Annotated in this window: 22 protein-coding genes and 4 tRNA genes; 10 read left to right on the plus strand and 16 right to left on the minus strand. The window is 70.6% G+C overall.

What is annotated here, in order from left to right; translation table 11 throughout:
* The first annotated feature begins 6 nt into the window (after window positions 1-6).
* Genes LAO51_07180 through LAO51_07200 form a run of 5 tightly spaced genes read left to right on the plus strand, consistent with a single transcriptional unit; the run spans window position 7 to window position 5,359 of the window.
* Complete coding sequence (locus LAO51_07180) at window positions 7-951, plus strand: RluA family pseudouridine synthase (protein ID MBZ5638529.1); 945 nt, start codon at window positions 7-9, stop codon at window positions 949-951.
* Window positions 948-1,880 carry a DUF2520 domain-containing protein gene (locus LAO51_07185; protein MBZ5638530.1) on the plus strand — a complete coding sequence of 311 codons (933 nt, stop codon included), beginning with the start codon at window positions 948-950 and terminating at the stop codon, window positions 1,878-1,880. Before LAO51_07180 ends, LAO51_07185 begins: the two co-directional genes overlap by 4 nt.
* A 24-nt stretch (window positions 1,881-1,904) precedes the next feature.
* Window positions 1,905-2,507, plus strand: a complete 603-nt coding sequence (locus LAO51_07190) for a hypothetical protein (GenBank protein ID MBZ5638531.1) — start codon at window positions 1,905-1,907, stop codon at window positions 2,505-2,507.
* Between the two features lie 36 nt (window positions 2,508-2,543).
* Window positions 2,544-3,971, plus strand: a complete 1,428-nt coding sequence (locus LAO51_07195) for a beta-N-acetylglucosaminidase domain-containing protein (protein MBZ5638532.1) — start codon at window positions 2,544-2,546, stop codon at window positions 3,969-3,971.
* A gap of 56 nt (window positions 3,972-4,027) precedes the next feature.
* The gene (locus LAO51_07200) at window positions 4,028-5,359 is read left to right on the plus strand and encodes an MFS transporter (GenBank protein ID MBZ5638533.1); all 1,332 of its coding nucleotides are present in this window, start codon (window positions 4,028-4,030) and stop codon (window positions 5,357-5,359) included.
* 49 nt (window positions 5,360-5,408) lie between these two features.
* Here LAO51_07200 and rfaE2 read toward each other — a convergent pair whose 3' ends face one another.
* Window positions 5,409-6,905: a D-glycero-beta-D-manno-heptose 1-phosphate adenylyltransferase gene (gene rfaE2 / locus LAO51_07205; GenBank protein ID MBZ5638534.1), complete on the minus strand. Its 1,497-nt coding sequence runs from the start codon at window positions 6,903-6,905 to the stop codon at window positions 5,409-5,411.
* 440 nt (window positions 6,906-7,345) lie between these two features.
* Between rfaE2 and LAO51_07210 the strand changes: the two genes are divergently transcribed.
* Window positions 7,346-7,756 (plus strand): OsmC family protein, encoded by a 411-nt coding sequence (locus LAO51_07210; GenBank protein ID MBZ5638535.1) that lies wholly within the window; start codon window positions 7,346-7,348, stop codon window positions 7,754-7,756.
* 4 nt (window positions 7,757-7,760) lie between these two features.
* On the opposite strand, the gene LAO51_07215 is transcribed toward LAO51_07210, so the two are convergent.
* Window positions 7,761-7,838, minus strand: a tRNA-Glu gene (locus LAO51_07215).
* Window positions 7,839-7,909: 71 nt separating this feature from the next.
* On the minus strand, window positions 7,910-8,929 hold the full coding sequence (locus LAO51_07220; GenBank protein ID MBZ5638536.1) for an energy transducer TonB: 1,020 nt from the start codon (window positions 8,927-8,929) through the stop codon (window positions 7,910-7,912).
* Between the two features lie 204 nt (window positions 8,930-9,133).
* Between LAO51_07220 and LAO51_07225 the strand changes: the two genes are divergently transcribed.
* From LAO51_07225 to LAO51_07235, 3 genes are all read left to right on the plus strand, one after another.
* Window positions 9,134-9,412, plus strand: coding sequence for a helix-turn-helix domain-containing protein (locus LAO51_07225; GenBank protein MBZ5638537.1), 279 nt, complete (start codon window positions 9,134-9,136; stop codon window positions 9,410-9,412).
* The gene (locus LAO51_07230) at window positions 9,409-10,209 is read left to right on the plus strand and encodes a PAS domain-containing protein (protein MBZ5638538.1); all 801 of its coding nucleotides are present in this window, start codon (window positions 9,409-9,411) and stop codon (window positions 10,207-10,209) included. Before LAO51_07225 ends, LAO51_07230 begins: the two co-directional genes overlap by 4 nt.
* 275 nt (window positions 10,210-10,484) lie before the next feature.
* Complete coding sequence (locus LAO51_07235; protein MBZ5638539.1) at window positions 10,485-10,841, plus strand: hypothetical protein; 357 nt, start codon at window positions 10,485-10,487, stop codon at window positions 10,839-10,841.
* A gap of 174 nt (window positions 10,842-11,015) precedes the next feature.
* On the opposite strand, the gene LAO51_07240 is transcribed toward LAO51_07235, so the two are convergent.
* The 13 genes from LAO51_07240 to LAO51_07300 all read right to left on the minus strand — a co-directional run bounded on the left by LAO51_07240 (window position 11,016) and on the right by LAO51_07300 (window position 23,665).
* Window positions 11,016-11,088: transfer RNA gene (locus LAO51_07240), tRNA-Lys, on the minus strand.
* 45 nt (window positions 11,089-11,133) lie between these two features.
* Complete coding sequence (locus tag LAO51_07245) at window positions 11,134-12,975, minus strand: mechanosensitive ion channel family protein (protein MBZ5638540.1); 1,842 nt, start codon at window positions 12,973-12,975, stop codon at window positions 11,134-11,136.
* Between the two features lie 150 nt (window positions 12,976-13,125).
* Window positions 13,126-14,130, minus strand: a complete 1,005-nt coding sequence (locus LAO51_07250) for a hypothetical protein (GenBank protein ID MBZ5638541.1) — start codon at window positions 14,128-14,130, stop codon at window positions 13,126-13,128.
* Window positions 14,127-16,109, minus strand: a complete 1,983-nt coding sequence (locus LAO51_07255; protein ID MBZ5638542.1) for a sulfatase-like hydrolase/transferase — start codon at window positions 16,107-16,109, stop codon at window positions 14,127-14,129. The genes LAO51_07250 and LAO51_07255 overlap by 4 nt, the downstream gene beginning before the upstream one ends.
* A gap of 3 nt (window positions 16,110-16,112) precedes the next feature.
* Window positions 16,113-17,216: an ABC transporter permease gene (locus tag LAO51_07260; GenBank protein MBZ5638543.1), complete on the minus strand. Its 1,104-nt coding sequence runs from the start codon at window positions 17,214-17,216 to the stop codon at window positions 16,113-16,115.
* A 102-nt stretch (window positions 17,217-17,318) separates the two neighbouring features.
* Window positions 17,319-18,473, minus strand: a complete 1,155-nt coding sequence (locus LAO51_07265) for an ABC transporter permease (GenBank protein MBZ5638544.1) — start codon at window positions 18,471-18,473, stop codon at window positions 17,319-17,321.
* Window positions 18,470-19,165: an ABC transporter ATP-binding protein gene (locus tag LAO51_07270; GenBank protein MBZ5638545.1), complete on the minus strand. Its 696-nt coding sequence runs from the start codon at window positions 19,163-19,165 to the stop codon at window positions 18,470-18,472. The genes LAO51_07265 and LAO51_07270 overlap by 4 nt, the downstream gene beginning before the upstream one ends.
* A 16-nt stretch (window positions 19,166-19,181) precedes the next feature.
* Window positions 19,182-20,411, minus strand: coding sequence for an efflux RND transporter periplasmic adaptor subunit (locus LAO51_07275; protein MBZ5638546.1), 1,230 nt, complete (start codon window positions 20,409-20,411; stop codon window positions 19,182-19,184).
* Between the two features lie 31 nt (window positions 20,412-20,442).
* A complete protein-coding gene (locus LAO51_07280; GenBank protein MBZ5638547.1) occupies window positions 20,443-21,759 on the minus strand; it encodes an adenylosuccinate synthase in 1,317 nt (438 codons plus the stop codon).
* 22 nt (window positions 21,760-21,781) lie between these two features.
* Window positions 21,782-22,333: a response regulator gene (locus LAO51_07285; GenBank protein MBZ5638548.1), complete on the minus strand. Its 552-nt coding sequence runs from the start codon at window positions 22,331-22,333 to the stop codon at window positions 21,782-21,784.
* A gap of 114 nt (window positions 22,334-22,447) precedes the next feature.
* A tRNA-Ala gene (locus LAO51_07290) sits at window positions 22,448-22,523 on the minus strand.
* Window positions 22,524-22,539: 16 nt separating this feature from the next.
* Window positions 22,540-22,614: transfer RNA gene (locus tag LAO51_07295), tRNA-Val, on the minus strand.
* A gap of 79 nt (window positions 22,615-22,693) precedes the next feature.
* Window positions 22,694-23,665, minus strand: a complete 972-nt coding sequence (locus LAO51_07300) for a hypothetical protein (GenBank protein ID MBZ5638549.1) — start codon at window positions 23,663-23,665, stop codon at window positions 22,694-22,696.
* A 187-nt stretch (window positions 23,666-23,852) separates the two neighbouring features.
* Here LAO51_07300 and LAO51_07305 point away from each other — a divergent pair.
* A partial coding sequence (locus LAO51_07305; protein ID MBZ5638550.1) for a GGDEF domain-containing protein occupies window positions 23,853-24,808 on the plus strand: 956 nt, incomplete at its 3' end.

The following is a 24,808-nucleotide window of genomic DNA, read 5'->3' on the forward strand; positions in this document are numbered from 1 at the left end:
GAGACGCTGCGCCTCGCGGTGCCCGCCGAAGCCGAAGGCTCGCGGCTCGACGTCTTCCTCGCCGCTCGCGTTCCGGACCGCAGCCGGTCGGCGGTGCGCCGCCTGATCCTCGACGGGCGGGTTCGCGTGAACGGCCGGGCGGCGGCGAAGCCGAGCCACTCGCTCGCCTCCGGCGCCGAGGTCGAGATCGTCCTGCCGCCCCCGCTCCCGCCGGCGCCGCTGCCGGAGCCGATTCCCGTCGACGTGATCTACGAGGACGAGCACCTTCTCGCGGTGCTGAAGCCCGCCGGCCTCGTCGTGCATCCGGGGCACGGCCGCGCGTCCGGGACGCTCGTCAACGCACTCCTCGGCCGCGGCACGCCCCTCGCCCCGGCGGGCGGCGCGTTACGGCCCGGGATCGTCCATCGACTCGACCGCGAGACGTCGGGGCTCGTCCTGGTGGCGAAGACCGATGCCGCGCACCGCGCGCTGTCCGCCGCGTTCGCCCGGCGGGAGATCAGGAAGACCTACGTCGCGCTGGTCTGGGGCCACCCGGACCCCCGGAGCGGGACCATCGATCGCGGGATCGGACGGAGCCGTTCCGACCGCACGCGGATGTCGGTGAGCGCGAGCAGGAGCCGACGCGCCGTCACGTCCTACCGCACGATCGAGGCGCTGCCGGGGTTCGCGCTCCTCGAGGTGGATCTGATCACGGGGCGGACCCATCAGATTCGCGTGCACTTCGACTCGCTCAAGCACCCGGTGGTCGGGGACACCCGCTACGGGGGGCAGCCGTGGCGGAACCTCCGCGATCCCGTGAAGCACGCGGCGATCCAGCGGTTCCGGAGGCTCGCGCTCCACGCGGCACGGATCGCGCTCAGGCACCCGACGACCGGGGAGCCGCTCGCCCTCGAGGCGCCGATGCCCGCCGAGCTGGAATCCCTTCTCGCGACCCTGAGGAGGAACTCGTGAGCCGCGGGCGCCGACCGGCGGTGGCGATCCTCGGCGCGGGCCGGCTCGCCCGGGCGTTCCTCCCCGCGCTCATGGCCGCGGGGTACCCCTTGGCGGGGATCGCGTCCCGCACCCCGGGGTCCGCCCGGAAGCTCGTGCGGGGAATCAGGGGCGCGCGCGTCGCCGCCTCTCCCGAGGCCGCCGTCGAGCGGGCCGCGCTCGTCCTGCTCGCGGTCCCCGACCGGGAGATCGCGCCCCTCGCGAGACGACTGGCTCGTCGGATGCCATCGGGATGGCGGCTCCGGACCGTCCTGCACCACGCGGGGGCGCTGGGCCCCTCACCCTTGACTCCCCTCTCCCGGCTGGGCGCCGCGGTCGGGGTGATGCACCCGATGCAGGTGCTCGGCCGCTCTCGAGCGGCGGGAGCGGCGCTCCCCGGCAGCCGGGCGCGGATCGAGGGGGACCCCCGGGCCGCCAGGATCGCGCGCCGGCTCGCGCTCGACCTCGGCCTCGTGCCCGTCCGGTTCGCGCGGCCCCTCGGTCCGAAGGGCCGGGCCGCATGGCACGCGGCGGCGTCGTTGGCGTCGAACGATCTCGTCGCTCTCGTCTCGCTCGCCGTGGAGACGCTCGGCGCGGTCGGCCTCAGGGAGCCCGAGGCGCTCAAGGCGCTGCTGCCCATCGCGCGAGGCACCTTGGATCAACTCGCGGCAGGAGGGATCGAGGGCGCCCTGACCGGGCCCGTCGCGAGGGGCGACGTCGCGACGCTCATCTCGCAGCTCGTGGCTCTCCGTGGCGCGTGCCCCGAAGCCGCCGAGGCGCACCGCGTGCTCGCCCTGCGGCTGCTCGGGATCGCGGAAGCACGAGGCGGCCTCGCCGGCTCACCACGATCCCGTCTGCGCGGCGCGCTCGAAGCTCCCCGGCGTGGCCGGCGAAGGAGGGCGGGCGTATAGTACCCGGCTTGGAGGTCAACCCCGATGCGTTCCCGAGCCTCGCTGAGGGCGGCTGCCGTGCTGCCTTTCCTGATGGCCTTCGCCGCGCCGTGGTCGGCCACGACCGCGGTCGCGCAGATGACCGTCCCGGACACGAAGCCCGACGTCTACATCCCGGAGGACACGGGGGCGGGGATCTGGGACGGAACCTACGTCTACTCCTGCCGGGATTTCAAGATCGGGGCCTGGCTCAGGACCCGGGACGGGAAGCCGGAGATGAAGCTGCGGTACCAGTCGCTCCAGGCGCCGGAGACGTTCGAGACCGACTGGGACACCAACGCCAAGTACTACATCTCCGGCCAGCCCGCGACGTTCGAGGTGACCTACAAGAGTCGAGACGCCCGGCGGATCGAGGGGAGCTGGCACTGGGACGTGCAGTTCTCCGACTCGGGACGAACGGACGACGCGGCGTTCTCGATCTATCGCTCCGGCTGGGGGCGCAGCATGGTCTTCAGGTTCGACCGGGCGGAGCGCCAGGTTCGACGAGGCACGGAGGTGAGGCGGTACCCCAGCGTCCCCCCGCCCGTATGGACGTTCCACAAGGTCTCGAAGCGGATCGACGTCCTCTGGGAGGAGCTCCCCTTCTGACCTCGCGTCGGCCTCGTCCGTAGGTCCGGTCCCACGATGCGCCGCGCGCTCGCCGCCGCCGTCTTTCTCGTCGCGCTCGGAGCGTCGGCCGGCCCGCCGCTTCCCCCGGTTCTCCCGCTCTCCACCTCGCCCTTCCCGTGGCGCGCGTTCAAGCTCTGGGGCCCGCCCTCGGACCGCGCGATCCGGGAGCAGACGGAGTTCTTCGTCGGGCTCGGATTCAACTCGATCTGGATCTACTCGCACGAAGCCGGCCGGTGGGACCCGGTCTCCGCGCGCCGCGGGCCCTTCCTCGATCCGGCGTTCCTCGACTTGGCGACGTGGTGCCGGGAGCGCGGGGTGCGGATGCTGGTGTCCGTCAACCCGTCGTCGGATGCCGGCGGCCGGTTCGTGTTCGGCACCCGCGACGGAGAACGGAGAATCCGCAGGTTCTTCGCGCTCCTGCGCCGCGCGGGGGTCCGCGATTTCGTCCTCTCCTTCGACGACCTGCCGGTCGAGCTCCGCGACCTCCGAGACATCCTCCGCTACGGCCGGAGCGCGGCGCCCGCGCACCTGGACCTCGCTCGCCGGATCGCGCGCCACCTGCGCCGCGGCGACCGGCTGTGGCTGTGCGCGAGCGCCTACTGCGACGCCCACCTCGCCGACGGCCGGGGCCCCTACGCGGCGACGTTCCTCGCGGGGCTCCCGTCGCTCCCTCCCGACGTGGGAATCGTCTGGACGGGCAGCGCGCCCATCTCTCCCGCGATCCCCGCCGACGGCATCCGGTCCACGCGAGCGCGTCTCGGAGGTCGCGAGATCCTCCTCTACGACAACTTCGCCCCGATCGAGGGGGGCGAGGACGCGATCGCCGCCTACCTCGGCCCGCTTCGCGATCGGGATCCCGGTCTCGCGAGCGACATCGCCATTTACATGGCGTGCCCGTTGTACGGCCCGGGAGCGTCGCGCCTGTCGATGCTGACCGTCGCCGACTGGCTCGCCGACCCGGCGGGATACGAGGCGGATGCCGCCTGGCGCAAGGCGATCGCGCGGCTCGCCGGCCCCGATCGCGACGCCGCGGAGGCGCTCAGGGTCCAGACCCTCGAGTGGCGCGGCTGGGACGCCGGCGCGCGGTTCCGCCCCTGGGACCCCGTCGACCCCGAGGAAGCGGCCGCGACCCTCGACGACCCGGCGCTGGCGGCGGAGTGGAGCTGGACCGTGGCCCGTTACCCGGCCCGGATCGAAGCACTCGCGGGCCTCGAGGACGAACCGTTCCGCGAGTCCGTCGTCGACCTGATGGAGCGGCGGCTCGCGATCGCCCGGGCGGTGGCCCCCGCCATCGAGTACCGCGCAAGGAAGCGCGCCGGCCGGGAGGACCTCGAGCCGCTCCTCGAGGAGCTGCGCCGGCAGCGCGCGGCGGTCTCGGGGAAGCCCGCGGTCCTGCGCGTGCTCGACCGTTTCCTCGAGGAGGCGGAGATCCCCGTTCCCTGAGGTGTAGAATCTGCCGTCGCGCGCGCCGGTCTCGACCGGGCGCAAGGAGAGCACCCATGGCCGACGCGCCTTCGATCGGGGCCGGCTGGTTCCACCCGTCCCGGCGCCCCTTCCGATTCTCCGTGCTGCTCTTCGTGAGCCTCCTCACCTACGGGAGCTACTTCGCGTACGACAGCGTCGGAGCGATCCCCGACCAGCTCATGAAGGCCTGGGGGGTGGACCAGGCGTCCATCGGGAAGCTCTACTCGATCTACAGCCTCGCCGCGATCCTCACGCTGTTCTTCGGGGGCCTCCTGGTCGACCGGATCGGGACCCGGAAGGCGAGCCTGCTGTTCTCCGGCCTCGTCACCGCCGGCGCGGCGATCGTGGCGTTCGCCCCGACCGTCACGGTGGCGTACCTGGGGCGATTCCTGTTCGGCTGGGGCTCGGAGTCCCTGGTCGTCGCGCAGAGCGCGATCCTCTCCCGCTGGTTCAAGGGGAAGGAGCTGGCCCTCTCGTTCGGGGTCGCGCTGACCATCAGCCGTCTCGGGACGCTGTTCACGTTCAACACCGAGGCGCTCATCGCCGAGAGGACCGGCTATCACGGCGCGCTGTGGGCCGCGGTGGGGTTCTGCGCGGTGAGCCTCCTGGCGAACCTCGTCTACGTCGCGATGGATCTCAAGGGGGAGCGGTCGCTCGGGCTCGAGGAGGGGTCCGCCGGGGACAAGATCGTGTTCAAGGACGCGACGAGATTCCACTCGTCGTACTGGTACGTGACGCTGATGTGCGTGACGTTCTACTCGGCGATCTTCCCGTTCACCGCGCTGTCCACCGACTTCTTCCACGAGAGATTCGGCCTGCCGATGACCGCCGGCTCCACCGGCGGGTTCCTGGCCGGCGTCTTCTCCAGCTTCGCGCACATGTTCTCCACCGCCCCGGGGACCTCGTCGATCATCATCTTCGCGTCCATGGTGTTCGCCCCGTTCGCGGGAGGGCTCGTGGACCGGATCGGGCGGCGGGCGAGCCTGATGGTGTTCGGGTCGCTCTTGATGATCCCCTGCTACCTCCTGCTGGCGTTCACCGCGCTGCCGCCGGCGATCCCGATGGTTCTGCTCGGGGCGTCGTTCGTGCTGGTGCCCGCGGCGATGTGGCCCTCCGTGCCCCTGATCGTCGAGAAGCAGCGGGTGGGGACCGCCTTCGGCCTGATGACCATGGTCCAGAACATCGGGCTCATGACCTTCCCGTGGCTCAACGGCAAGCTCCGCGTGATGACCCACGACTACGCCGCGAGCATGATGATGTTCGCCGCGCTCGGCGCCGCGGGGTTCGTGTTCGCCCTCCTGCTCCTCGGCTCCGACCGCAGGGGAGGCCACGTCCTCGAGAAGCCCGAGAACCGCTCCGCGGCCTAGCGGCGGGGAGCCTCGAACGCCGGCCCGGGAACGGCGGCGCCGGCGGAGCTCATCCGCGCCCGCGCTCCTCGTTGAGATCGAGGATCCGCCGGATCACCGCGGACGTGCTCCGTCCCTCGACCAGCGGACAGAGGGCCACCCGCCCGCCGTACGACTCGACGAGATCCGATCCCACGACCTGGTCCTTGCGGTAGTCGGCCCCCTTGACGAGCACGTCGGGGCGGATCGCGGCGATCAATTCGATCGGGGTGTCCTCGTCGAAGAGCGTAAGGTAGTCGATGCTCTCCAACTCCTCCAGGAGGGCGAGCCGGTCCCGCTCCTCGATGATCGGTCTCGACGGTCCCTTGAGCCGTCGAGTCCCGACGTCGGAGTTCACGGCGACCGCCAGCACGTCCCCCTGCTGCTTCGCGAACTGGAAGTACTTCACGTGGCCGAGGTGGATCAGGTCGAAGCAGCCGTTCGTGAAGACGATCCGCTTCCCGGTGGCCCGGTGGCGGAGCAGCTCGGCGACGAGCTGCTCCCTCGTCCGCTGCTTTCCCGACCGGCCGCCGGCCTCGCTCAGGAGCTCGCGCAGGATCTCGTCCGGCGTGACGGGGACCGATCCGAATCGCTCCACCTCGAGCCCGCCGGCGACGTTCCCGAGGGCCACCGCCTCCTCCCAGCTCGCCCCTGCGGTGCGCGCGACGGTGATCATGGCCAGGACCATGTCCCCCGCTCCGGTCACGTCGTAGACCCGCCGCGGTCGGGTCTCGAGCCACCGCCGCTCTCCCGAGCGCGTCGCGAGGTACGCGCCGTCCCGGTCCAGGGTCACGATCACGGCCTCGAGGCCGAGCCGTTCGAGGAGCCGATCCGCCGCCGGGCGGGCCCCGTCCGGCGACGCGATCGGGATCCCGCTCGCCTTCTCCGCCTCGGCCCGGTTGAGCTTGAGGGCGGTCGCCCCCCCGTACTTCCCGTAGTCGCCGGCGGCGGCCGGGTCCACCAACACCGGCACGCCTCGCGAGCGGGCCGCCTCGATCACGCGCCGGCAGACGTCCGGCGTGAGCAGCCCCTTGTCGTAGTCCTCGATGCAGACCGCGGCGACCCCGGGGAGCGCCCGCTCGACGTGGTCCAGGAGCGCGCGAGCGAGCGCGGGATCGACGGAAGTGGCGTCCTCGAAGTCGAGCCGGATCATCTGCTGTGCGTGCCGGTGCCGCGCGAGCCCCACGAGGCGGGTCTTGCAGACCGTCGGTCGTCCCGGCGCCTCGAGCACGCTCCCCGTGTCCGCCCCGAGATCCTCGAGAAGGCCGCGGAGCCTTCGCCCGTCGTCGTCCGCTCCCACGAGGCTCACGACCTTGACCTCGGCGCCGAGAGCCGCGAGGTCGGCCGCGACCCCGCCCGCGCCCCCCGGCCTGAGCTCCTCTCTCTCAAAGTGGAGGATCGGGACCGGGGCCTCGGGAGACAGCCGCTCCGCGTTGCCGTACACGTAGCGGTCGAGCATCAGGTCGCCGACCAGGAGGACCCGGCTCCGGCCGAGCGCCTCGACGCGCCGGATGAGGCGGGTCAGCACGGCCGCCGCTGCCGCTCGCCGTGGCGTTCCGAGGCGCGAGGGGTCGTCGTCATCGGCCCTCAGTCTCTCACAAAGCCGTCCCGGCGGTCACCCCCGGCGCGCGGCCTATGATCGCCGATCCATGGCCCTCTACGTCCTCTACTTCCTCTCCGGAGCCGCGGCGTTCGTCCTGGAGGCGGTGTTCCTGAGGCAGGCGACGTGGATTTTCGGAAGCGCCGCGACGGCGACCGCCCTGGTGCTCGCCGCGTTCATGGAGGGCCTGGCCCTGGGCGCCGCCGGTCGCGCGGCACCGAGTTCTACCTGTATCGTATGGGATGCGCGTCCGCCCAGAAGGCGTTCATCGGGAGAAACCTCAAGGAGCATCCGGGGTGGTCCGCGCAGCTCGGCCGGTGCGAGTCCTTTCGAACCGCGGCGCCCGCGCGCTGAGGCAGGAGACCTCGATGGCCGTGAAGATCGAAGCCGTCTACGAGGGCGACCTCCACTGCACCGTGGAGCACGGCCCCTCCCACGACCGGATCTCGACCGACGCCCCCGTGGACAATCAGGGGAAGGGCGAGCGGTTCTCCCCGACGGACCTGGTCGCCGCCTCCCTCTCGACGTGCCTCCTCACCACCATGGGGATCGCCGCGCAGAAGCGGGGCATCGACATCCGCGGCGCGCGCGCCGAGGTATGGAAGGAGATGTCCTCGGTCCCCCGCCGCCACGTCGGAAAGCTGACCGCGAGGATCGAGCTTCCCGCCCGTCTCGATCCCGGCGCCCGCGCGATCATGGAGACCGCCGCGCGTGGGTGCCCCGTGACCGCCTCGCTCGGTCCCGGAACCGAGATCGATCTCACCTTCCACTACGTGTGAGCGATGGTGTCCCCAACGGGATTCGAACCCGTGTCGCCACCTTGAAAGGGTGGTGTCCTAGGCCAGACTAGACGATGGGGACTCGAGCGCGAAGCGCCGCGGAAGTCTAGCGGAATCCTCCGCCCCGGGCAACCGTCGGGGCGGAGGAATCGGTCAGCGGAAATCGATCCAGAACTCGGTGGCCGCCTCGACCGGCGCGCCGGCCCGAGTGCCGGGAACGAAGTGCCACTGCCGCACCGCCTCGATCGCCGCGTCCTCGAATCCGACGTGCGGCCGGCTCGTGTCCAGCACCGTGACGTCGGCGACGGAGCCGTCGGTGCGCACGACGGCGCGGACGAAAACCCGCCCGCCCAGCCTCAGGCTCCGCTGCGCCTCGGGGTATTTCGGCGGCGGGCATGCGCCGGGGATCCGGGCCGGAGGCGTTGTGGGCACGTCCGTCGCGGCGCTATCCGCCGGCGGCGCGGGGGCTCTCTCGCTCTCGCCCGTGAATTGCAGCACGAGGGTGTCGGGAGCTGCGGTGGAGGATGGCGCGGACGCCGCTGCCTTCCCCCCGTCGGCCGCTGCGGGCGAAGACGGCGCCCCGGGTGGCCGTTTCCGCGACTCGAGGGCCAGAGCGTACGTCCGCGACCGTATCTCCACGGTCAGCTCGCCCACGCCCCCCTCCCACCACTCGGTCCTCTGGCGAAACGCGGTGACCTCTACGTCGCAGGCCGCGTCCGTCCAGACCGCGGCTCCCGAGCGGAGTCCGCCGTCGAAGAAGTCCCGGCCGGAGTTGGGCTCGCCGAAGGAGTAGAGCAAGGTGCGCGCGAAGTTCGCCGGATCCACGGTCCAATCGCCGCCGTGAACGAGGACGCCCGCGACCTTCGCGTCGGGCGTCGCCCCGACGTCCTTCTCGTACTGCACGACGAACGTGCCGTCGGCGCTCCTGGGGTACGTCACCCGGGTCGCCGGCCCGAAGGGCCCTGGGGCCACCTCGACCAGCTCCCCGCGCCGGCCCAGCTTCCTCCGGACCTCGCTCGGGCGCATCCCGGGCGCAACGCCGTTCAGCACGTACTTCGCGCACGGCGACACCTCGGCCGCACGGACGGGACCGCCGGAGGCGAGGAGCGGGATCGCGATCAGCGCCAGCACGGCGGCCGCGCCGTCCCTTGCTGCGAGAATTCGTGAGCGCATGAGCATACCGCCCGCAGGATCCTAACACGCGGCCTCGCGCGGTCGCGCTCGCCGAGGCACGCGGGGCGAGGAAGGGAAGGATGCAGGAACAAACGGCCGGCTGGTCGCTCTCACCACCGACCGGACCCGACGCGAGGATTCGCCATGACGCGACCGAAGCTGGCCCCAGGGAATCGACCCCAAGGAAAGCGCGGCGGTCGAGTCATGGCGCGCGACGTCCCCGCGGAAGGGGAAGGCTCGGGCAAGCAGCTGAGGCGAGACCTGAAGGCGATGCGCATCGCGGCCAAATGGACGGAGGAGCGCATGGCCGCGAAGCTCGGCCTCGACCTGGACGTCTTCCGGAGGCTCGAGGCCGGGGACGTGGCGCCGAACGGGGAGCTGCTCGCGGCGTGGCAGCGAGCGGTCGCCCTCGCGCTGATCCACGCGGCGCGGCACCAGGCGTCCGCGTCACGCGGGCTGCGGCGGTGGCGGTGGGAATCATGATGAAGCGCCGGGCCCACGCGGCAAAGCTCGCCGCCATTGCCGACTACAACGTGCGCGCCGCGCGCCACGTCGAGGACGGCTTCGCCGAGCAGGACGCGCAGGAGCGAGCCGAAGGGGAAACCCTGGCCCGGTTGCAGCCGGACCTGAAAGAGTGGCGGCGCCAGATCATCGCGGCGGCGAGGCGAATGTTCGAGAGCGGTCGGGCCATGGCGTTGACCATCGATGGCCGGGTCGCCTACGTCAACCCGTCGGCGCTGGATCTGCTTCGCCGCGACCGACCGTCCCTGATCGGAATGCCCGCGTCCCTGATCGAAGCGCACAACGAGACGGCGCCTGACGGAAGCTACGTCGCGATAGGGACGGTCGAGATCCCGTACCGCCGGAACCCGAGGACCCTGGCCGCGTGGCGCGCAGAACGGGCCCGGCTGACGAATGAGCATCCCCGCGTCACGGGAATCGAGACCCGGACGACGCATCCCCTGGCCGGCCGGCCTGTCGCCGGCAACTTCCACGTCCTGCTATTGAAGATATGGGCGGACGCCGACGAACAGCTCTTCGACGCCGCGAGCCGAATCGCCGGCGGAAAGCGGGCCCTGTACGAGGGTCGCCTGCGGGACCTGATCGGTCGCATGGCGCGCGAGCTCGGCGGCGTCCTGGAGGTCGCCGAGCACATCGACCCCGTCATCCGTGCGAAGAAGGGCCAGCCCCCCGCCAAGCAACGGGCCTTTCGCGCCGCGCTGGAGAAGGTCCTGAGCGACTTGCTGCCCTCGCCATTCGGGAGAGCCCAGTCGCGGTAACGCCAGCCGCCCAAGATTCCCCACCCCAATCGGCCCCGCTGGGGTTCCCGTCGCGGCCCCAAGCCTGCATGTGCGCTGACCCTTCATAGCGGTACTAATCTAGTCGCGATGAGCGACAGCCATTCAGAAGACCTTCGGCGGATCCTCGGCCGGCACGCCGGGATCGAGGCAACCTACCCAGCGCGAGCGTGGTCGAGTCTCGATCTCGGCCCGACGCTCACGAATGAGAGGGTTACATTCCGCTGCGAGAGCCGTGGCGGGCGACAGGGGGAGCGATGAGCAGACGGACGAAGACCGATCGGATCGCGCTCGAGCTTGCACTGCGGGAACTTCCCGGCGGGTCGCATGACGACTTCTTGGAACATATTCGGGACCTGATACGGGATTTCAGCACCCGGATGCAGAGGGCCCTGCGCGAGGCGGCGGCGATTCGTATCGGCGACGTCTCGGCAAAGGAGCGGATCGTCCTCTACAACACCCTGCGGCGGGGTATGGAAGACCTCGGCGACGTGATTCAAGTCGCGACGACTATTTTGCACGACATCGAACTGAGGTATGTCATGCAAAAGACGTTTCTCGATATGGCGGTCTCCAGTCCCAGACCCAAGAAGCCGCGTCTGCCGACGGCGTGAAAGCCGAGAGGGTGCGTCCACGAAGTGGATGCGTGGCGTGAAGAGGGTCGTGCAGGGCACGGCTAACGGCGGCGAGGTCCACGTCTTCGTCGCGGTTGAGGTCCTCAGCGGAAGACCGGTCGGCCCTCGAGTCCGCAAGACCGGCAAGTCCTGAGGCTCTGAAGGACCGGGTAATGAGCCGTGCTGGACTCGAACCAGCGACCCTCAGCTTAAAAGGCTGATGCTCTACCGACTGAGCTAACGGCCCGTTCGTGGGAAATCGCGGCAAGGATAACACTTCCCGCGCAGCGCTTCACGGTTCCGGTTGAGGCGCGTCCTTCCGCCGCTGCAAGTCGATCATCGCCCGGTAGACTCGCGAGCGCACTTCGTGCCGCTCGTTCGCCCGCGTGATATAGCGGACCACCAGGGTGGCTCCGGAACCGGTCGGCCGCACGCTCATCACGGGTTCGCCACGGAAGGCCTGGGGCGCGGCCCCCGGCGCCACCTTTCGCCATTCGTCGGTGGCGAGCTGCGCGTTCTTCTGCGTTTCCGCCGCCACCATCCGCTTCACCGCCTCGGCCATCGCGAACGGATCGGAGTCCGCCGGCACGGCCACCTGGATCTCGTCCCACATCCACTGGCCGGAGGTCGAGAAGTTGAAGTAGTTTCCTTCCACCGCGAATCCGTTCATGAACGCGACTTTTCTCCCCGTCGGATGGCCGGCATCGGACCAGTCCCCCGTCTCCAGCAAGATGGTGCGCATGGGTCCGATCTCCAGGACCTCTCCGGAGACTCCGTTGATCTCCACCCAGTCTCCCGCCCGGATCCCATTGCGGCCCATCAATACGAACCATCCGATGAACGCCACGATGAAATCCTTCATCGCCACCGTCAGCCCCGCTCCGGCCAGCGCCAGCACCGCGGCGAATTGAGTGGGCGGGCCGAAGATCACCAGCAGGATCAGAATCACGCCGCCGCCCCGGATCGCGAAGCCCGCCACGGAGTGCAACGTGTGCACCTGCTTGCGATCCGCCACCAGCTTCGCGAACGAACGGCTCACCCAGATGTCGATGACCGTCGTCGACAAGGCGATGATCAGAATCCACAGCAAACAGTAGAGGAGCCGGTGCACGCATTGCCGCTCTCGCTCCTGGACGAACGTGGACCATCTCTTGTACGTATCCGCTAGCTGTGTCTCGTCCTCGATCCTCTTGTCGAGGACCTCCAAGTTCTTCCGATCGGCCGCGCGCCTCTTGAGCGAGGACATTCTCGCCGCCCCTGGTTTCGAAGGAGCCGGCGCCGTCGCGCCGGCGGCTTGCGCGGCATGGGGTCCCCCGGCGGGGGGTGTGGGTTCCCGCGCTGTCTGCTTGCCTTCTTTCTGATTCAACTTCTCGCGGCGATTCGCCAAATCGGCGGCCTGGGCGCGGACGCCCTGCTCGGCCTGCTGCAATTGCACGATCTTCTCGCGCAACGAATACCACGTCCTCGCGAGCGCGACGATGTTCCGTGACGGCGTCTCCTCCACGGAATTCTGCGTGCCGGAAGGTACGAGGTTCTGAAGCCCGCCATTCGCCTGCTCCCGGGCCTCGTACCGCTGCTTCATGCGCTGGATGATGCCCTGGGGATCGCCCCCGGCGCGAATCAGGTCCTGGTGGGCGTCGTCCAGCTCGTCCTGATCCAGATCGGCCTGCGCCTGGATCGACTGCAGCTGTTGCTGCAAGGCGTCCTTCGCGCTCTCCTTGGCACCGGCCAGCCCTTTCTTGAGGCGCTCGATCTCCGCCTGATCGAAGTCCAGCTGCGCTTGCGCTTTCTTCAACCGGTCGGAGATCTCCTGGGCTTCGGGCGAGAGCGGCGTGGGATGGTCCGTCGCCTCTTGAAGCGCGGTGGCGAACGCGAGGTCGACCTCGATGTCGGCGATGCGCAACACCTCGCGCGCCATCCACTGCTCCTCGCGGGTCACGGCGTGCGCGGCCACCGCTCGAGCCGTGTCGAACTGATCCTGGGTCACCTTGGCCAGGCGATAGAACGGTGCATTTCGGTACGAAGGCCCGGACCGGGGCTCGCCGATCGGCCGGCTCGTGATCACCAGGCCGACGAGGGTCGCGATCAGGAGGACAAGCAGCACGGCGGAGATGACGCGGTAGTAGGGACTCATAACCCCTCGATTCCGGTCCCGATTGTATGATCATGCCTCGCCTCGAGCGAGCCCGAAGCTCCCCCGGTCCTTCCGTCCCGTTCGTCCCACCGGAGGACGCAGAGGGCGGGTGGGTCGACGGGCGCGCTCCGGCGGCCGGGAGGATTCCGGTCAGGGCGACAGCCGGAATTCGTGAAAGACCAGATCCCGCGGCTCCGCGAGATCCACCGCGAAGACGCCCACATGCCGGATTTCCGCGAGGAGGAGCTTGCGCCCCCGCGGTGCGGTTTCGACATCGGCCAGCGGGATCCGCACGTGGTTGCGCCCGGGAGCGAGCAGGAACTTCCCGTTGAATCGGTCGGCGTAGTCCTCGTCGTGGCTGAGGTCGTCGATACGAACCGTCACGCGGAGCGGGGTCGAGGAGGGGTTCGTGCAGTCGAACGAGAACTCCGATCGCCCCCGCCAGTCGCGCGGGAAGAACTCGAGCCAGAGGCCCGGATACGCTCCGGGCCGCAGGTGGAGACGCAGCGCGCCGTCCGTTCCCGCACCTCCCTTTCGCTCGAAGACGCCCGTCGACCACGCCGACCAGCCGAAGCGGTCGAGCTGAGCCGAGCTGCGGAAGTCCGCGAGCACGGGGAATTGGCGTCCGGCCCTCACCTCGTCGGCGATCGCACGGGCGGACGGCGCGAACGCCGCCAGAACCCCGCCCAGAGCAGCCGCCCTCAGGCCCCAACGGAGGGGGGCTCCACTCCCGCGCCCGGAGGACGCCGCGGCCAGCACGACGGCCGCGGCACCGACGCCGTCCCGGACGACGTCCCAGGGATCGGCGGCGCCGCCGAGAGCCGCCTGCAGGAGCTCCACCGCGGCGCCGTCCACCACGACGGCCACGAACACCACGAAGAGGCGCCCGAGCCGGTCGAGGCGGCGCGCTCGTGCCGGCCCCGGGAATCCGAACAGCAGCGCCCCGGCGACGAGGCCGAAGCCCGGAACGTGCAGGAAGTCGTGCAGGCGGAGCGCCGAACGGAGGTGGGGGCCCGTGGCGGGAGCGAGCACGGCGACCAGCGTGCAGCAAAGGGCCGTGCCGAGCGCGATCCCACGCCGGAGCGACCGATGGGCCCTGATCTCGTCGATCCGCACGCTCGCCCCGCCTCGATGCTCGGTGGCCCGAACGGTCACCGGGCGACCGGCTCCTGCGGACCGGCCTTCGTCTCGTCCACGAGCCACTGGGTCGCCTGGAGCATGGAGACCGCGTAGTCCTTGAGGCGGGCCGCGACGTCGGGGCGCTCCCTCAGGTGGTCGGTGGTGTCCCGCTCGCGGTAGCGGTACAGCGTCTCCCTCCCCTTCCGGCGCCACACCCAGAACCAGTCGGCGTCGAGGCAGCCGATCCGGTCGTCCGCGGTGAAGTAGGTCGCGGGGCGCCGCTCGTGCAGCAGATCGACCCCCATCGTGTTGTTCACGTAGCGGACGCCGAGCAGCCCGAGGAGCGTCGGCCCGAGGTCGATCTGCTCGCCGAGCCCGTCGAGGACCCGCGGCGCGCCGAGGATGCCGGGGGCGTACAGGATCATCGGCGTGTGGTGGAACGAGAGCGGCATGTCGTAGACCGGATCGATGATCGCGCCGTGGTCGGCGACGAACGCGAACACCGTGTTCGCGAACCACGGCTCCTTCGACGCCAGGTCGACGAGGTGGCCGATCGCCCAGTCCGCGTACTCGACCATCTGGTGGGAGAGGTCGCCGCTCCTCGGCCGGAACGGGATGTCCTGGGGGAGGACGTACGGGGTGTGGTCGCTCGCGGTCAGGAACGCGGCGAGGAACGGGCGGCCGCTCCGGCCCCAGCGATCGAGGGTCGGCATCGCGAACTCGAACATGTAGTGGTCGGGCACGCCGAGGGTGCTCTTCACCCGCTCCCGCGGGTAGTCCTTGAGGCTGACGATGGTGCCGTACCCGTTGTTGCTCAGGAACCCGCCCATGTTGTCGAACTGCTCGTCGTGGGTGCAGAAGAAGCCGGTCTCGTACCCCTGCTCCCGCAGCACGCGGCCGATGCCGGTGAACGGCTTCAGGCAGTGCGCCCCCTTCATCGGGTGCTCCGAGAGGAGCGACGGAAGCGAGAACAGGGTCCCGTACACCCCGTTGAACGTGTGGATCCCGGCGGTGTAGACGTGGTCGAAGCTCCACCCGCGGGAGGCGAGGTCGTCGAGGCGCGGGGTCAAGCCCCCTCCCCCGTTCCGGGAGAGGCGCTCGGCCGACATGCTCTCCATGATCACGATCACGACGTTCAGGGGCCGCCGCTCCTCCCGCGGCGCGACGCGCCGGGCGATGGGCGAGTCGAACGCCTCGGGCCCCGCGAGCCCGAGATAGCGCCGCGCGCCGTCCACGGCCCGCCGGGGGTCCATCAGCTTGAGGCGGCTCAGGGTCTGCTCCCTCGCCTCGATCGCGCTGTTCCAGAAGGTGAACGTCGCGTTGAGTCCGAGCTGGTTCGCGAGAGCGTACGTGGAGAAGAAGGCGGTGCCGGTCCTTATCGGGGACTTCCGCGTCGTCCTTCCCCTCGCTCCGACGAAGAGGAGAGCCGCCGCGACGAGCGAGAGCGCCAGCACCCCGGCGGCCCGCCGCATCGAGAAGGCCGGCGCCTCCCGCTCCAGCACCCGCCGCCTGAGCCCGACGACGGCCCAGCCGAAGGCGATCCAGGAGACCGCGAACAGGGCGATGTAAGGGTAATACCCCCGCGTCTCGAGGACCGTCTTGAGCATGAACCCCGGCGTCTCGGTCCAGGTGAGGGACGCCACGGTGAGGCGCGAGAAGAAGTACTCGAAGAACGGGATGTCGGCGGCCCCCGCGAAGAACGCCATCCCGTAGCCCAGCCCCAGGAGCGTCCCGGCATGCCGTCCCCACGACCGGGAGCGGAGCCCGAGGGCGGCGGCGAGCGTCAGCACGACGAGGGGGAGGAACAGGAGATAGCAGGACACCACCGTGTCGAACCTCGCCCCCATCCAGAAGGCCCTGAGGAGGACGCCGGTGGGGATGTCCCGCGCCCGGTCGCGGACCGCGTGGAAGAGGACCAGGCGGTGGACGGTGAAGATCGCGAGCCCGGCGAGGTAGGCCCCGGCGAGGTAGACGAGGTGCGCGGCCGCCGGTCTTACGCCGCTCCCGGGCCGCACGGGTCAAAGCTCCCTGAGGGCGCGCGCGACCGGGATCCTCGCGGCGCGGATCGCCGGCGGGAGCCCGCCGACGAGCCCCATCACGAGCGCGTAGACGATCCCCCGCGCCATCAGCCGCGGCGTGATCGCGAACGCGAACGCCACCTGGCTGAAGCTCTGCCAGTTGATCGTCGAGGTCTCGTACCCGTTGAACGCGGCGTACGACGCGGCGCCGCCCAGGATCCCGCCGGCCAGCGCGAGGATCATCGACTCCACCAGCACCGACGCCACCACCGCGCCCCCGCCGAAGCCGAGCGCCCGGAGCGTCGCGATCTCGCGGGTCCGGGCGGCCACCGCGGAGTACATGGTGTTGAGCCCCCCGAACACGGCGCCGATCCCCATGAGGCCGGCGACCAGCGAGCCGAGCCCCTGCACGATCGCGGTCAGACGGGTGGATTGCTCCTCGAAGAACTCCGACTCTCGCTGGACCTGGACGTCGAGGCGTGGGTCCGTGCTCAGGGCGTCCTTGAACGCGGTGAAGGCCGCGGGCGATTCGAGCCTCACGTAGACCGACTCGAAGCTGTCGCCGCGGCGGTACGCCGGCTGCAGGACCGCGATGTCGCACCACAGCTCGGAGTCCGCCACCCGCCCCCCCGCGTCGAAGATCCCGACCACGGTCCAGGCATTTTCCCCCCAGCGGAGCCGCGAGCCCAGGGAGAGCCCCGAGAACTGCTTCGCGGCGGCTCTCCCGACGACGATCTCGTTCTTCCCCGGCTCGAAGCCGCGCCCCTCGACGAGGCGCACCTCGTTCCGGACGGCGAACGCCGCCGGCTGCACGCCGCGGAGGGGGACGTTGGCCACCGTCCCGGTGGACCGCTTCGGGAGGTCCACCACCACGAACAGCTCCGCGGACGCCAGGGGGCCGCCGGGCCCGCGCGCGATCCCCGGCTCGCCGGCGATGATCCGCACCTCGTCGCGGGAGAGCACGCTGTACATCTCGGTGTTCGAGCCGCCCCTCAGCACGATGGCGCGGTCCGGCGAGCCGGTCGAGGTCATCACGGCGCGGAACCCTTCGGCGATCGAGAGCACCGCGACGAAGGTCGCCACGACGCCCGCGACCCCGACCATCGCCGCGAGCGACGCTCCCCGCCTCTCGCGGAGCGTGCGGAGGTTCAAGAGGGTCACGGCACCCGCCTGATGGATCGCCGCGAGAAGGGCCGGAAGCAACGCTCAGACCCTCCGGAGCGCGTCCACGATGCGGAGCCTGAGCGCCATGACGGCGGGCGGCACGCCGGTGGCCACGCCCAGCGCGAGGACGAGCCCCACGCCGCGGACGAGGTCCCGGACGGGGAGGAAGAAGATCGGGAGCTGGCCGCCGGTCGGGTCGCCCCGCTGGATCAGGACCCAGCCGAGCCCGAGGCCGAGGAGCCCGCCGACGCCGGACAGGAGGAGGGACTCGGCCATCACCAGGCCCAGGACCTTGCCGTCGGAGTACCCGAGGGTCTTGAGCACCGCGATCTCCCCCACGCGCTCCCGCACCGACTGAGCCATCGTGTTCCCCGCGACCAGGAGGATCGTGAAGAACACGGCGAGGAGGACCGACCTCAGGATGGCGCCGATGTCCCCGACCTGGTTCGCGAACGCCTGGGCGAACGCCTTCTCCGTGGAGGTCTTGGTCTCGTGCGCGGAGTTCTGGAACGTGTCGTCGATGCGCCGCGCGATCTCCGCCGCACGGGCGGGCTCGGCGATCCTCTCGATGAACCAGCCGACCATTCCCTGGCCGAACATCCGGGACTCGTCGAAGTAGTCGTAGCGGAAGAAGAACTGGGTCGTGTTGGTCCCCTTCTCGGCGCCGTCGTAGATGCCGACGAGGTCGAAGACCCAGTCGATCGACCCGTCCTTCTTCCGCCAGATCGTCGCCTGGATGGGGATCTTGTCGCCGATCTTCCAGCCGTACTTCGTGGCGATCTGCCGTCCCGCGATCGCCCCCATCCGGTCGGCGAGCCACGCGCGCTTCTGGTCCTCCGGCAGCCGGTATTCGGGGTAGAGCTCGAGGAGCGCCTCGGGATCCGTGACGTACTGCGGGAAGAAGTTCTTCGGGTCCTGGTAGGTCCCTCCGAACCAGGTCGAATAGGAGACCGCCTTGACGCCGGGGATCGACTCGATCCTCGTCCGGTAGCTCACCGGGAGGAGCTGGATCAGCGACACACGGTGGAGCGTCAGGAGCCGGTCGGCGCCGGTCAGCTCGATGCCCCCGGTGAACGCCTGCCGGATCGCCCCGAGGTAGCCGAAGAGGACGAACGCGACGAGGATGGACAGCACGGTGAAGACCGTTCGGGTCTTCTTCCGCAGAAGGCTCCGCCAGACGAGGGGAAGGAACCTCATCCGATCCCCTCCCCGCTCAGCATGCCCTTGTCGAGGATCAGCCTCCGGCGCGCGCGAGCGGCGGCGTGAGGGTCGTGGGTCACCATCACGATCGTCTTGCCGAAACGCGCGTTCAGGGCCTCGAGGAGATCGAGGATCTCGTCTCCCGCCTTCCGGTCGAGGTCGCCGGTCGGCTCGTCGCAGAGCAGGAACGTCGGGTCGGTCACGATCGCCCGGGCGATCCCCACTCGCTGCTCCTGTCCCCCGGAGAGCTGGCGGGGGTAGTGCTTCGCGCGGTCGACGAGCCCGACCACGGCCAGCGCGGACGCGACGTGGCGCCGGCGCTCCGACCGCGAGAGGCCGGTGAGCAGCAGCGGCAGCTCGACGTTCCGCTCGGCGGTCAGGACGGGGAGGAGGTTGTAGAGCTGGAACACGAAGCCGACGTGCCTCGCGCGCCACCGCGCGAGGTCGCCGTGGGACATCCGGTCGATGCGCTCGCCCCTGACCTCGATCGCGCCGCTCGACGGGACGTCGAGCCCGCCGAGAAGGTTGAGGAGCGTCGTCTTCCCGGAGCCGGAGGGGCCCATCAACGCCAGGAAGTCCCCCTTCGGGATCTCGAGGTTGACCCCCAGGAGGACGTCGATCCGCTCCCCTCCGCGGCGGTACTCCTTGTGGACGTCCTTCACGCGGACCAGGGCACCGTCGTCGGCCATGTCCCTCTCCCCCGGGTCAGCGCGCATCGGCTCGGATCCCGTCGGCGAGACTCGGCGGTCCATCGACCACGACGCGCTCTCCGGCGGCGAGGCCGGCGGCGATCTCCACGTCGCTCCCCGAGACCGGTCCGGGCTCGACGGCCCGCCTCTCGAGACGGCCGTTCGCGAGGACGAACACCACGTCCCTGTCGCCGTCGCGCCTCAGGGCGGCGCGGGGGATCAAACGGCGCGGGCGCGCGCCGACCGACCCCGAGCCCCCGCTCGACAGGAACGCCACCTTGACCCCCATGTCGGGGAGGATCCTCGGATCGAGCCGGTCGAAGGCGATCCGGACCTTCACCGTGGCCTTTTGTCGATCGGCGGTGGGGATCACCGCGATCACCGAGGCCGGGATCCGCCAGTCCGGGTAAGCGTCGAGGACCGCCTCGACCCGCTGCGCCGGCTCGACGCGGTGGATGTAGCTCTCGTTGACGTCCACTTCGACCTCGAGCGACGCCATGTCGACGACGGTGCAGATTCCCGTCCGGGTGAATCCGCCCCCGGCGGAGATCGGGGAGACCATCTCGCCGGGCTGCGCGTCCTTGGACACCGCGATGCCGTCGAACGGGGCGCGAATCACGGTGTCGTCCAGCTCCTGACGCCGCAGCTCCACCTGGCGCTCGGCCACGGTTTCCTGCTGCCGCAGGAGGGCGAGCCGAGCCTGGAGCGCGTCGTGCTCCGCTTGCGCCGAGTCGAGATCCGCCTGGCTCGAGACCCCCTTGGCGACGAGATCGGTCTGGCGCGCGAGGCTCAGGGCCGCGAGGTGGAGCTCAGCCTCCGTCTCGGCCAGCGCGCGCCCGGCGGAGACCGCCTGGGACTCGTCGAGGGCGAGGGTCCGGCGCGCCATGGCGTCGTCGAGCCTCGCGAGGACCTGTCCCCGCTTGACCGCCATCCCTTCCTCGACGGCGACCTCCCTGACCTTGCCCGTGATCTTCGAGGAGACGGTGGCGCGACGGCGAGCGGTCACGTACCCCGAGGCGTTCAGGACGGCGGGCGAGCCCCCCGGAGCGAGTTCCCGGACCGGGGCGACCGTGACGGAAACGGCGGCCCGGCTCGCCGCCCACCACCAACCCGCCACGACGAGGACCACCGCGAAGGCCCCGATGACGACCCAGGTCACGGCGCGGCCTCGCCTCGTCCGGCCGTCGTCCCGACGCTCGATCTTGAGCGACCCGAGGTCGTCGAGCGCCTGCCTTCCGTCTCCCATCGGGAACTCCTGCTCCGGGGACGGGCGCCGCCTACGTCCCCATCATGCGGGCGAGCCACGAGCCCGGCTTCACGATGCTCTGGCTGCGGTCGGGGCCGACGCTCACCAGTCCGACCTCCGCTCCGATCATCTGGCCCAGCCGCTCGAGGTAGGCTTGCGCCTCGACCGGAAGATCCTCGAAGCGCCGCGTGCCGGTGGTGTCGCTCCTCCAGCCGGGGAGGGTCTCGAACTCGGCTTCGACCCGCGCGGCGGCCGCAGGCGACGCGGGCAGTGAGAGTACCGACCGGCCGTCGAGCCGGTATCCCGTGCAGACGCGGATCTCCTCGGACTCGTCCAGCACGTCCAGGAGCGTGACGCAGGCCGCGTCGAAGCGGTTGAGCCGGTGGGCGTACGCCGCCGCGACCCCGTCGAACCACCCGCAGCGCCGCGGGCGGCCTGTCGTCGTGCCGTACTCGTGCCCCCGTTTCCTGAGCCTTTCGCCGACACCCTCCGGACCGTCCCGAAGCTCCGTCGGCATCGGGCCGTCGCCGACCCGCGTCGTGTACGCCTTGAACACGCCCAGGACGCCGTCCACCCTCCTCGGGGAGACCCCGAGGCCGGCGCACAGCCCTCCCGCCACCGTGCTCGACGACGTGACGAACGGGTAGGAGCCGTGATCGAGGTCGAGGAGCGTGCCCTGCGCCCCCTCGAACAGGACGCTCAACCCCTCGTCCATCCAGTCGTTCAGGAGGAGCGACGTGTCGGCGACGTACGGCGACAGCCGCGCCCACCACTCGCGGGCGTCCCGCACAAGCGCTTCGGGATCCGGCGCCCCTCCGGCCGGGCCGAGCAGCTTCTCGAGCCTGGCCTCCGCGAGCGCCCGGACCCGGGCCAGGAGCGCGTCCCTGTCCGCGAGGTCGGCGAGCCGGATCCCGAGTCGCGCGGCCTTCGCCTCGTACGCCGGGCCGATCCCCTTCCTCGTCGTGCCGAGCCGGGGCGCGAGGTGGCCCGCGGTCTCGCCGAGATCGTCCAGCCTCGCCATTTCCGGGAGGATCACGTGGGCGCGGTCGCTGAGTTGGAGGCGCCCGGTGAGGTCGATGCCGGCCGCGGCGAGCGTGTCGATCTCCTCGATCAGCTTCGGGAGGTCGAGGACCGTTCCGTTGCCGACGACGACCCGCACGTCCGGCCTGAAGGCTCCCGACGGGATGTGGTGCAGGGCGTGCCGCCGGCCGTCGACGGTCACGGTGTGGCCGGCGTTCGGCCCGCCCTGGTAGCGGGCCACGACGTCGAACCGCTCCGAGAGGAGGTCGACGACCTTCCCCTTCCCCTCGTCGCCCCACTGGGCGCCGACTACCGCGACGTTCGGCATGCTCGATCCGCGGGAGAGGTCGTCAAGAGGCGCTCCCCGGGGGCAGGATCGCCTGGACGCGCTGCACGAGCGTCTCTCTGAGCCGCTCCTTGTCGAGGAACCCCCGAGCGCCGAGCTGCTGGAGGAACCCCAGCACGTTGTCCTTGTACACCCCGCTCATCGCGAGCACCGGAGTGTCCTTGATCCGCTCGTCTTGCCGTGCCTCCCGGAGAACGTCGAACCCCGTCATGCGGGGCATCAGGAGATCCAGCAGCAGGAGGTCGGGGTGCTCCTCGCGGAGGACGCGGAGCGTCTCGACGCCGTCCGCGGCGACGAGCACGTTGTAACCGGCCTCCTCGAGCAGCCGCTCCGCCATCCCGACCACCTTCGGGTTGTCGTCGGCGACGAGCACCGTGCGCCGGCGGCTCAGGCTCCGGTAGGAGCCGGACGACGAGGACGAGTGGACCTCGTCCATTTCGAGATCGATGCGCACGGCCGTCCGGCACCCAGGACAGAGGTACTTGACCACTCGCTCGCCCGGACCGTAGTCGACCAGGCGGAACTCGGTCCTGCACTGGGGGCACCGGACGAGCACGCACCGCCTCTGACGGGCGAGAAGCACCCGTCGACAAAGGCGGAAGTATAGCACCCGGAAGGGACGAATCCGCGCCTCGAGTCGGCGGATCGGCCGGGCTCGACCGCTCGGGATTGGTGGACGGCAAGGGATTCGAACCCTCGACCCCGGCGTTGCGAACGCCGTGCTCTCCCAGCTGAGCTAGCCGCCCATGTCCCGAACGGGCCTGGTGGGGCGTGCAGGATTTGAACCTGCGACTTCCACCGTGTGAAGATGGCACTCTACCGCTGAGTTAACGCCCCTGCGCGCCCCCTGAACCGACGGGCAAGCGCGAACTTATAGCACACGCATTTCGTGAGCGGCAACCGGGTCGGACGAGGATCAGACGAGGAACCGCTCGGGCTCGGCGTCGGGGCGAACCTCGACACGACGTTCCTCGGCGCCCCGGCGGCAGACGACCCCGCAAAGGGAATCGTCTCGCCCCGCCCCGTAGCGCGCCGCCAGCGCGGCCGCGCGAGCGAGGCCGGCGTCGTCCGGCTCCCCCTCCACGATCGTCAGCGCCCCTCCCCCCTCGGAGCGGCAGGTCCAGAGGCCCGCCGCGAGACCGGCGAGGATCCGGCCCTCCTCGTCGTTCCTGGCCACCACGGCCTTCACCCCGTGGGACACACGGAAGTGCCGGCCGAGCCTGAGCCGGAGCAGCCCGTCCCTCCCCGGATAGGAGGAGCCCCCGTGCGCGAGGAGATCGCGCAGGCGCCGGGAGAAGCCGAGGTCCGCCAGGAGGCAGCAGCCGCTCCCGGGCGCGGGCCCATCTCCGACGCCGAGCCCGCGGGCGAGCGCCTGCTGTGCCGTTCGCGATCGCCCCTCGAGGTCGCCGAGACGGCTCCGGTCGATGCGCCCGTCGGTCTCCGCCGCGGTCGGAGGAAGGTGCGCGGCCGACAGCGGCCGCAAGAGTCGCCCCACGAGGCCCGACTCCCGCTCGATCCTGAGGAGCGACTCGCGGCGCTGGCTCATGCGAGTCTGCCCCAGCACCTCTCCGGTCACGACGAGGTCCGCTCCCCTCTCCCGCGCGAGGCTCGCCGCTTTCCGGAGCATGAAGATCCGGCAGTCGATGCACGGGTTCATCGCCGTGCCGTACCCGTGCTTCGGCCGGACCACGACGCTCTCGAAGTGCTCGCGAGCCACGTCCACCACCTCGACCGGAAGCTCCGGGGTCGAGCGGGCCGCGCGGGTCCGCTCCGCGCGGAGGAACGCCGTCTCGAAATGGACCGCCTCGGTCTCGACACCCTGCTCCCTGACCAGGCGCGCGGCGAGGCGCCCGTCGAGCCCACCCGACAGCAGCGCGAGGGCCTTCACTTCATTTCCGATCGCGCCGCCGTGACGTCGACATGCCGGAAGCGTAGCATCCCGGGGGCCGCCAAACAGCCGGAATACGGGCTCCCCTTGACCCGAGGCACCGATCACCTATATTTTCCGCCCTTCTGGCCCGCGGCGCCCGGCTCGAGCATCGGGGAAGCGCGGGAAGCGGGAGTGTGGCGCGCGCATGCAGCCGGTTCCGCCTCGTGGCAACGTGCTGGTGTTCACCTCGGATCGCGAGTCGGGCGACCGGCTATGCCGCTGGATCGCCGGCGCGGGCGAGGAGCCCGTTCTCCTCTCCGGTCCGGAGAGATTCCTCGTCGACCGGGGCGACGACGAGTCGGTAGACCTCCTGGTCACCGACCTCGACACCGACGATCCTTCCTCCCGCGCGCTCTTCGACCGCCTCCTGTCCGGCGATCTCTTCGCCCGTGTCCCGCAGATCCACGTGATCCGCGACCTCGCGCTGCGGCAGGACATGGAGCGGAGGAACCCGGCTCTTTCCTCGGTGTGGATCCTCAACCCGCCGGAGGCCGGCGAGTTCCAGACCCGGGTCCGCCTGTCCGCGGAAATCGGGCGGCTCCGGCGCGAGCACCAGCGGAGCGCGGTCCGGGATCCCCTGACCGGGCTCTACAACCGCCAGCACCTCCATCACCGTCTCGAGGAGGAGTTCTCCCGGTCTCGCCGGTACCGGAGCCCGCTGTCGTTCGTCCTGTTCGACATCGACCACCTCAAGAGCATCAACGACGCCCTGGGCCAGACCTCGGGCGACTCGGTGATCCACCAGGTCGCGGAGGTCCTCCGCCACCAGGTGCGCAAGGAGGACATCCTCGGGCGGACCGGGGAGGAGTCGTTCGGCACGATCCTGCCCGGCAACCGGTACCGCGGGGCCGCGGTATTCGCGAGCAAGGTGCGCACCCATACCGAGGAGATCCTGCTCCGGCACGAGGGGACCAGCTTCCAGGTCAGGGTCTCCGCGGGCATCTCGAGCTATCCCGACAATCGCTCGATTCACGCCGCCGAGGACCTGGTGCGGGCCACGGAGAACGCCCTCTCGGAGGCCAAGACCCGCGGCGGCAACCGGGTGTTCATCGACGAGGCGGTCCTGAGGCACGAGCGCCGCGTGATCCTCGTGGCGGACGC

It is taken from the genome of Terriglobia bacterium (assembly GCA_020073205.1).
In the GTDB taxonomy this organism is placed as follows: domain Bacteria; phylum Acidobacteriota; class Polarisedimenticolia; order Polarisedimenticolales; family JAIQFR01; genus JAIQFR01.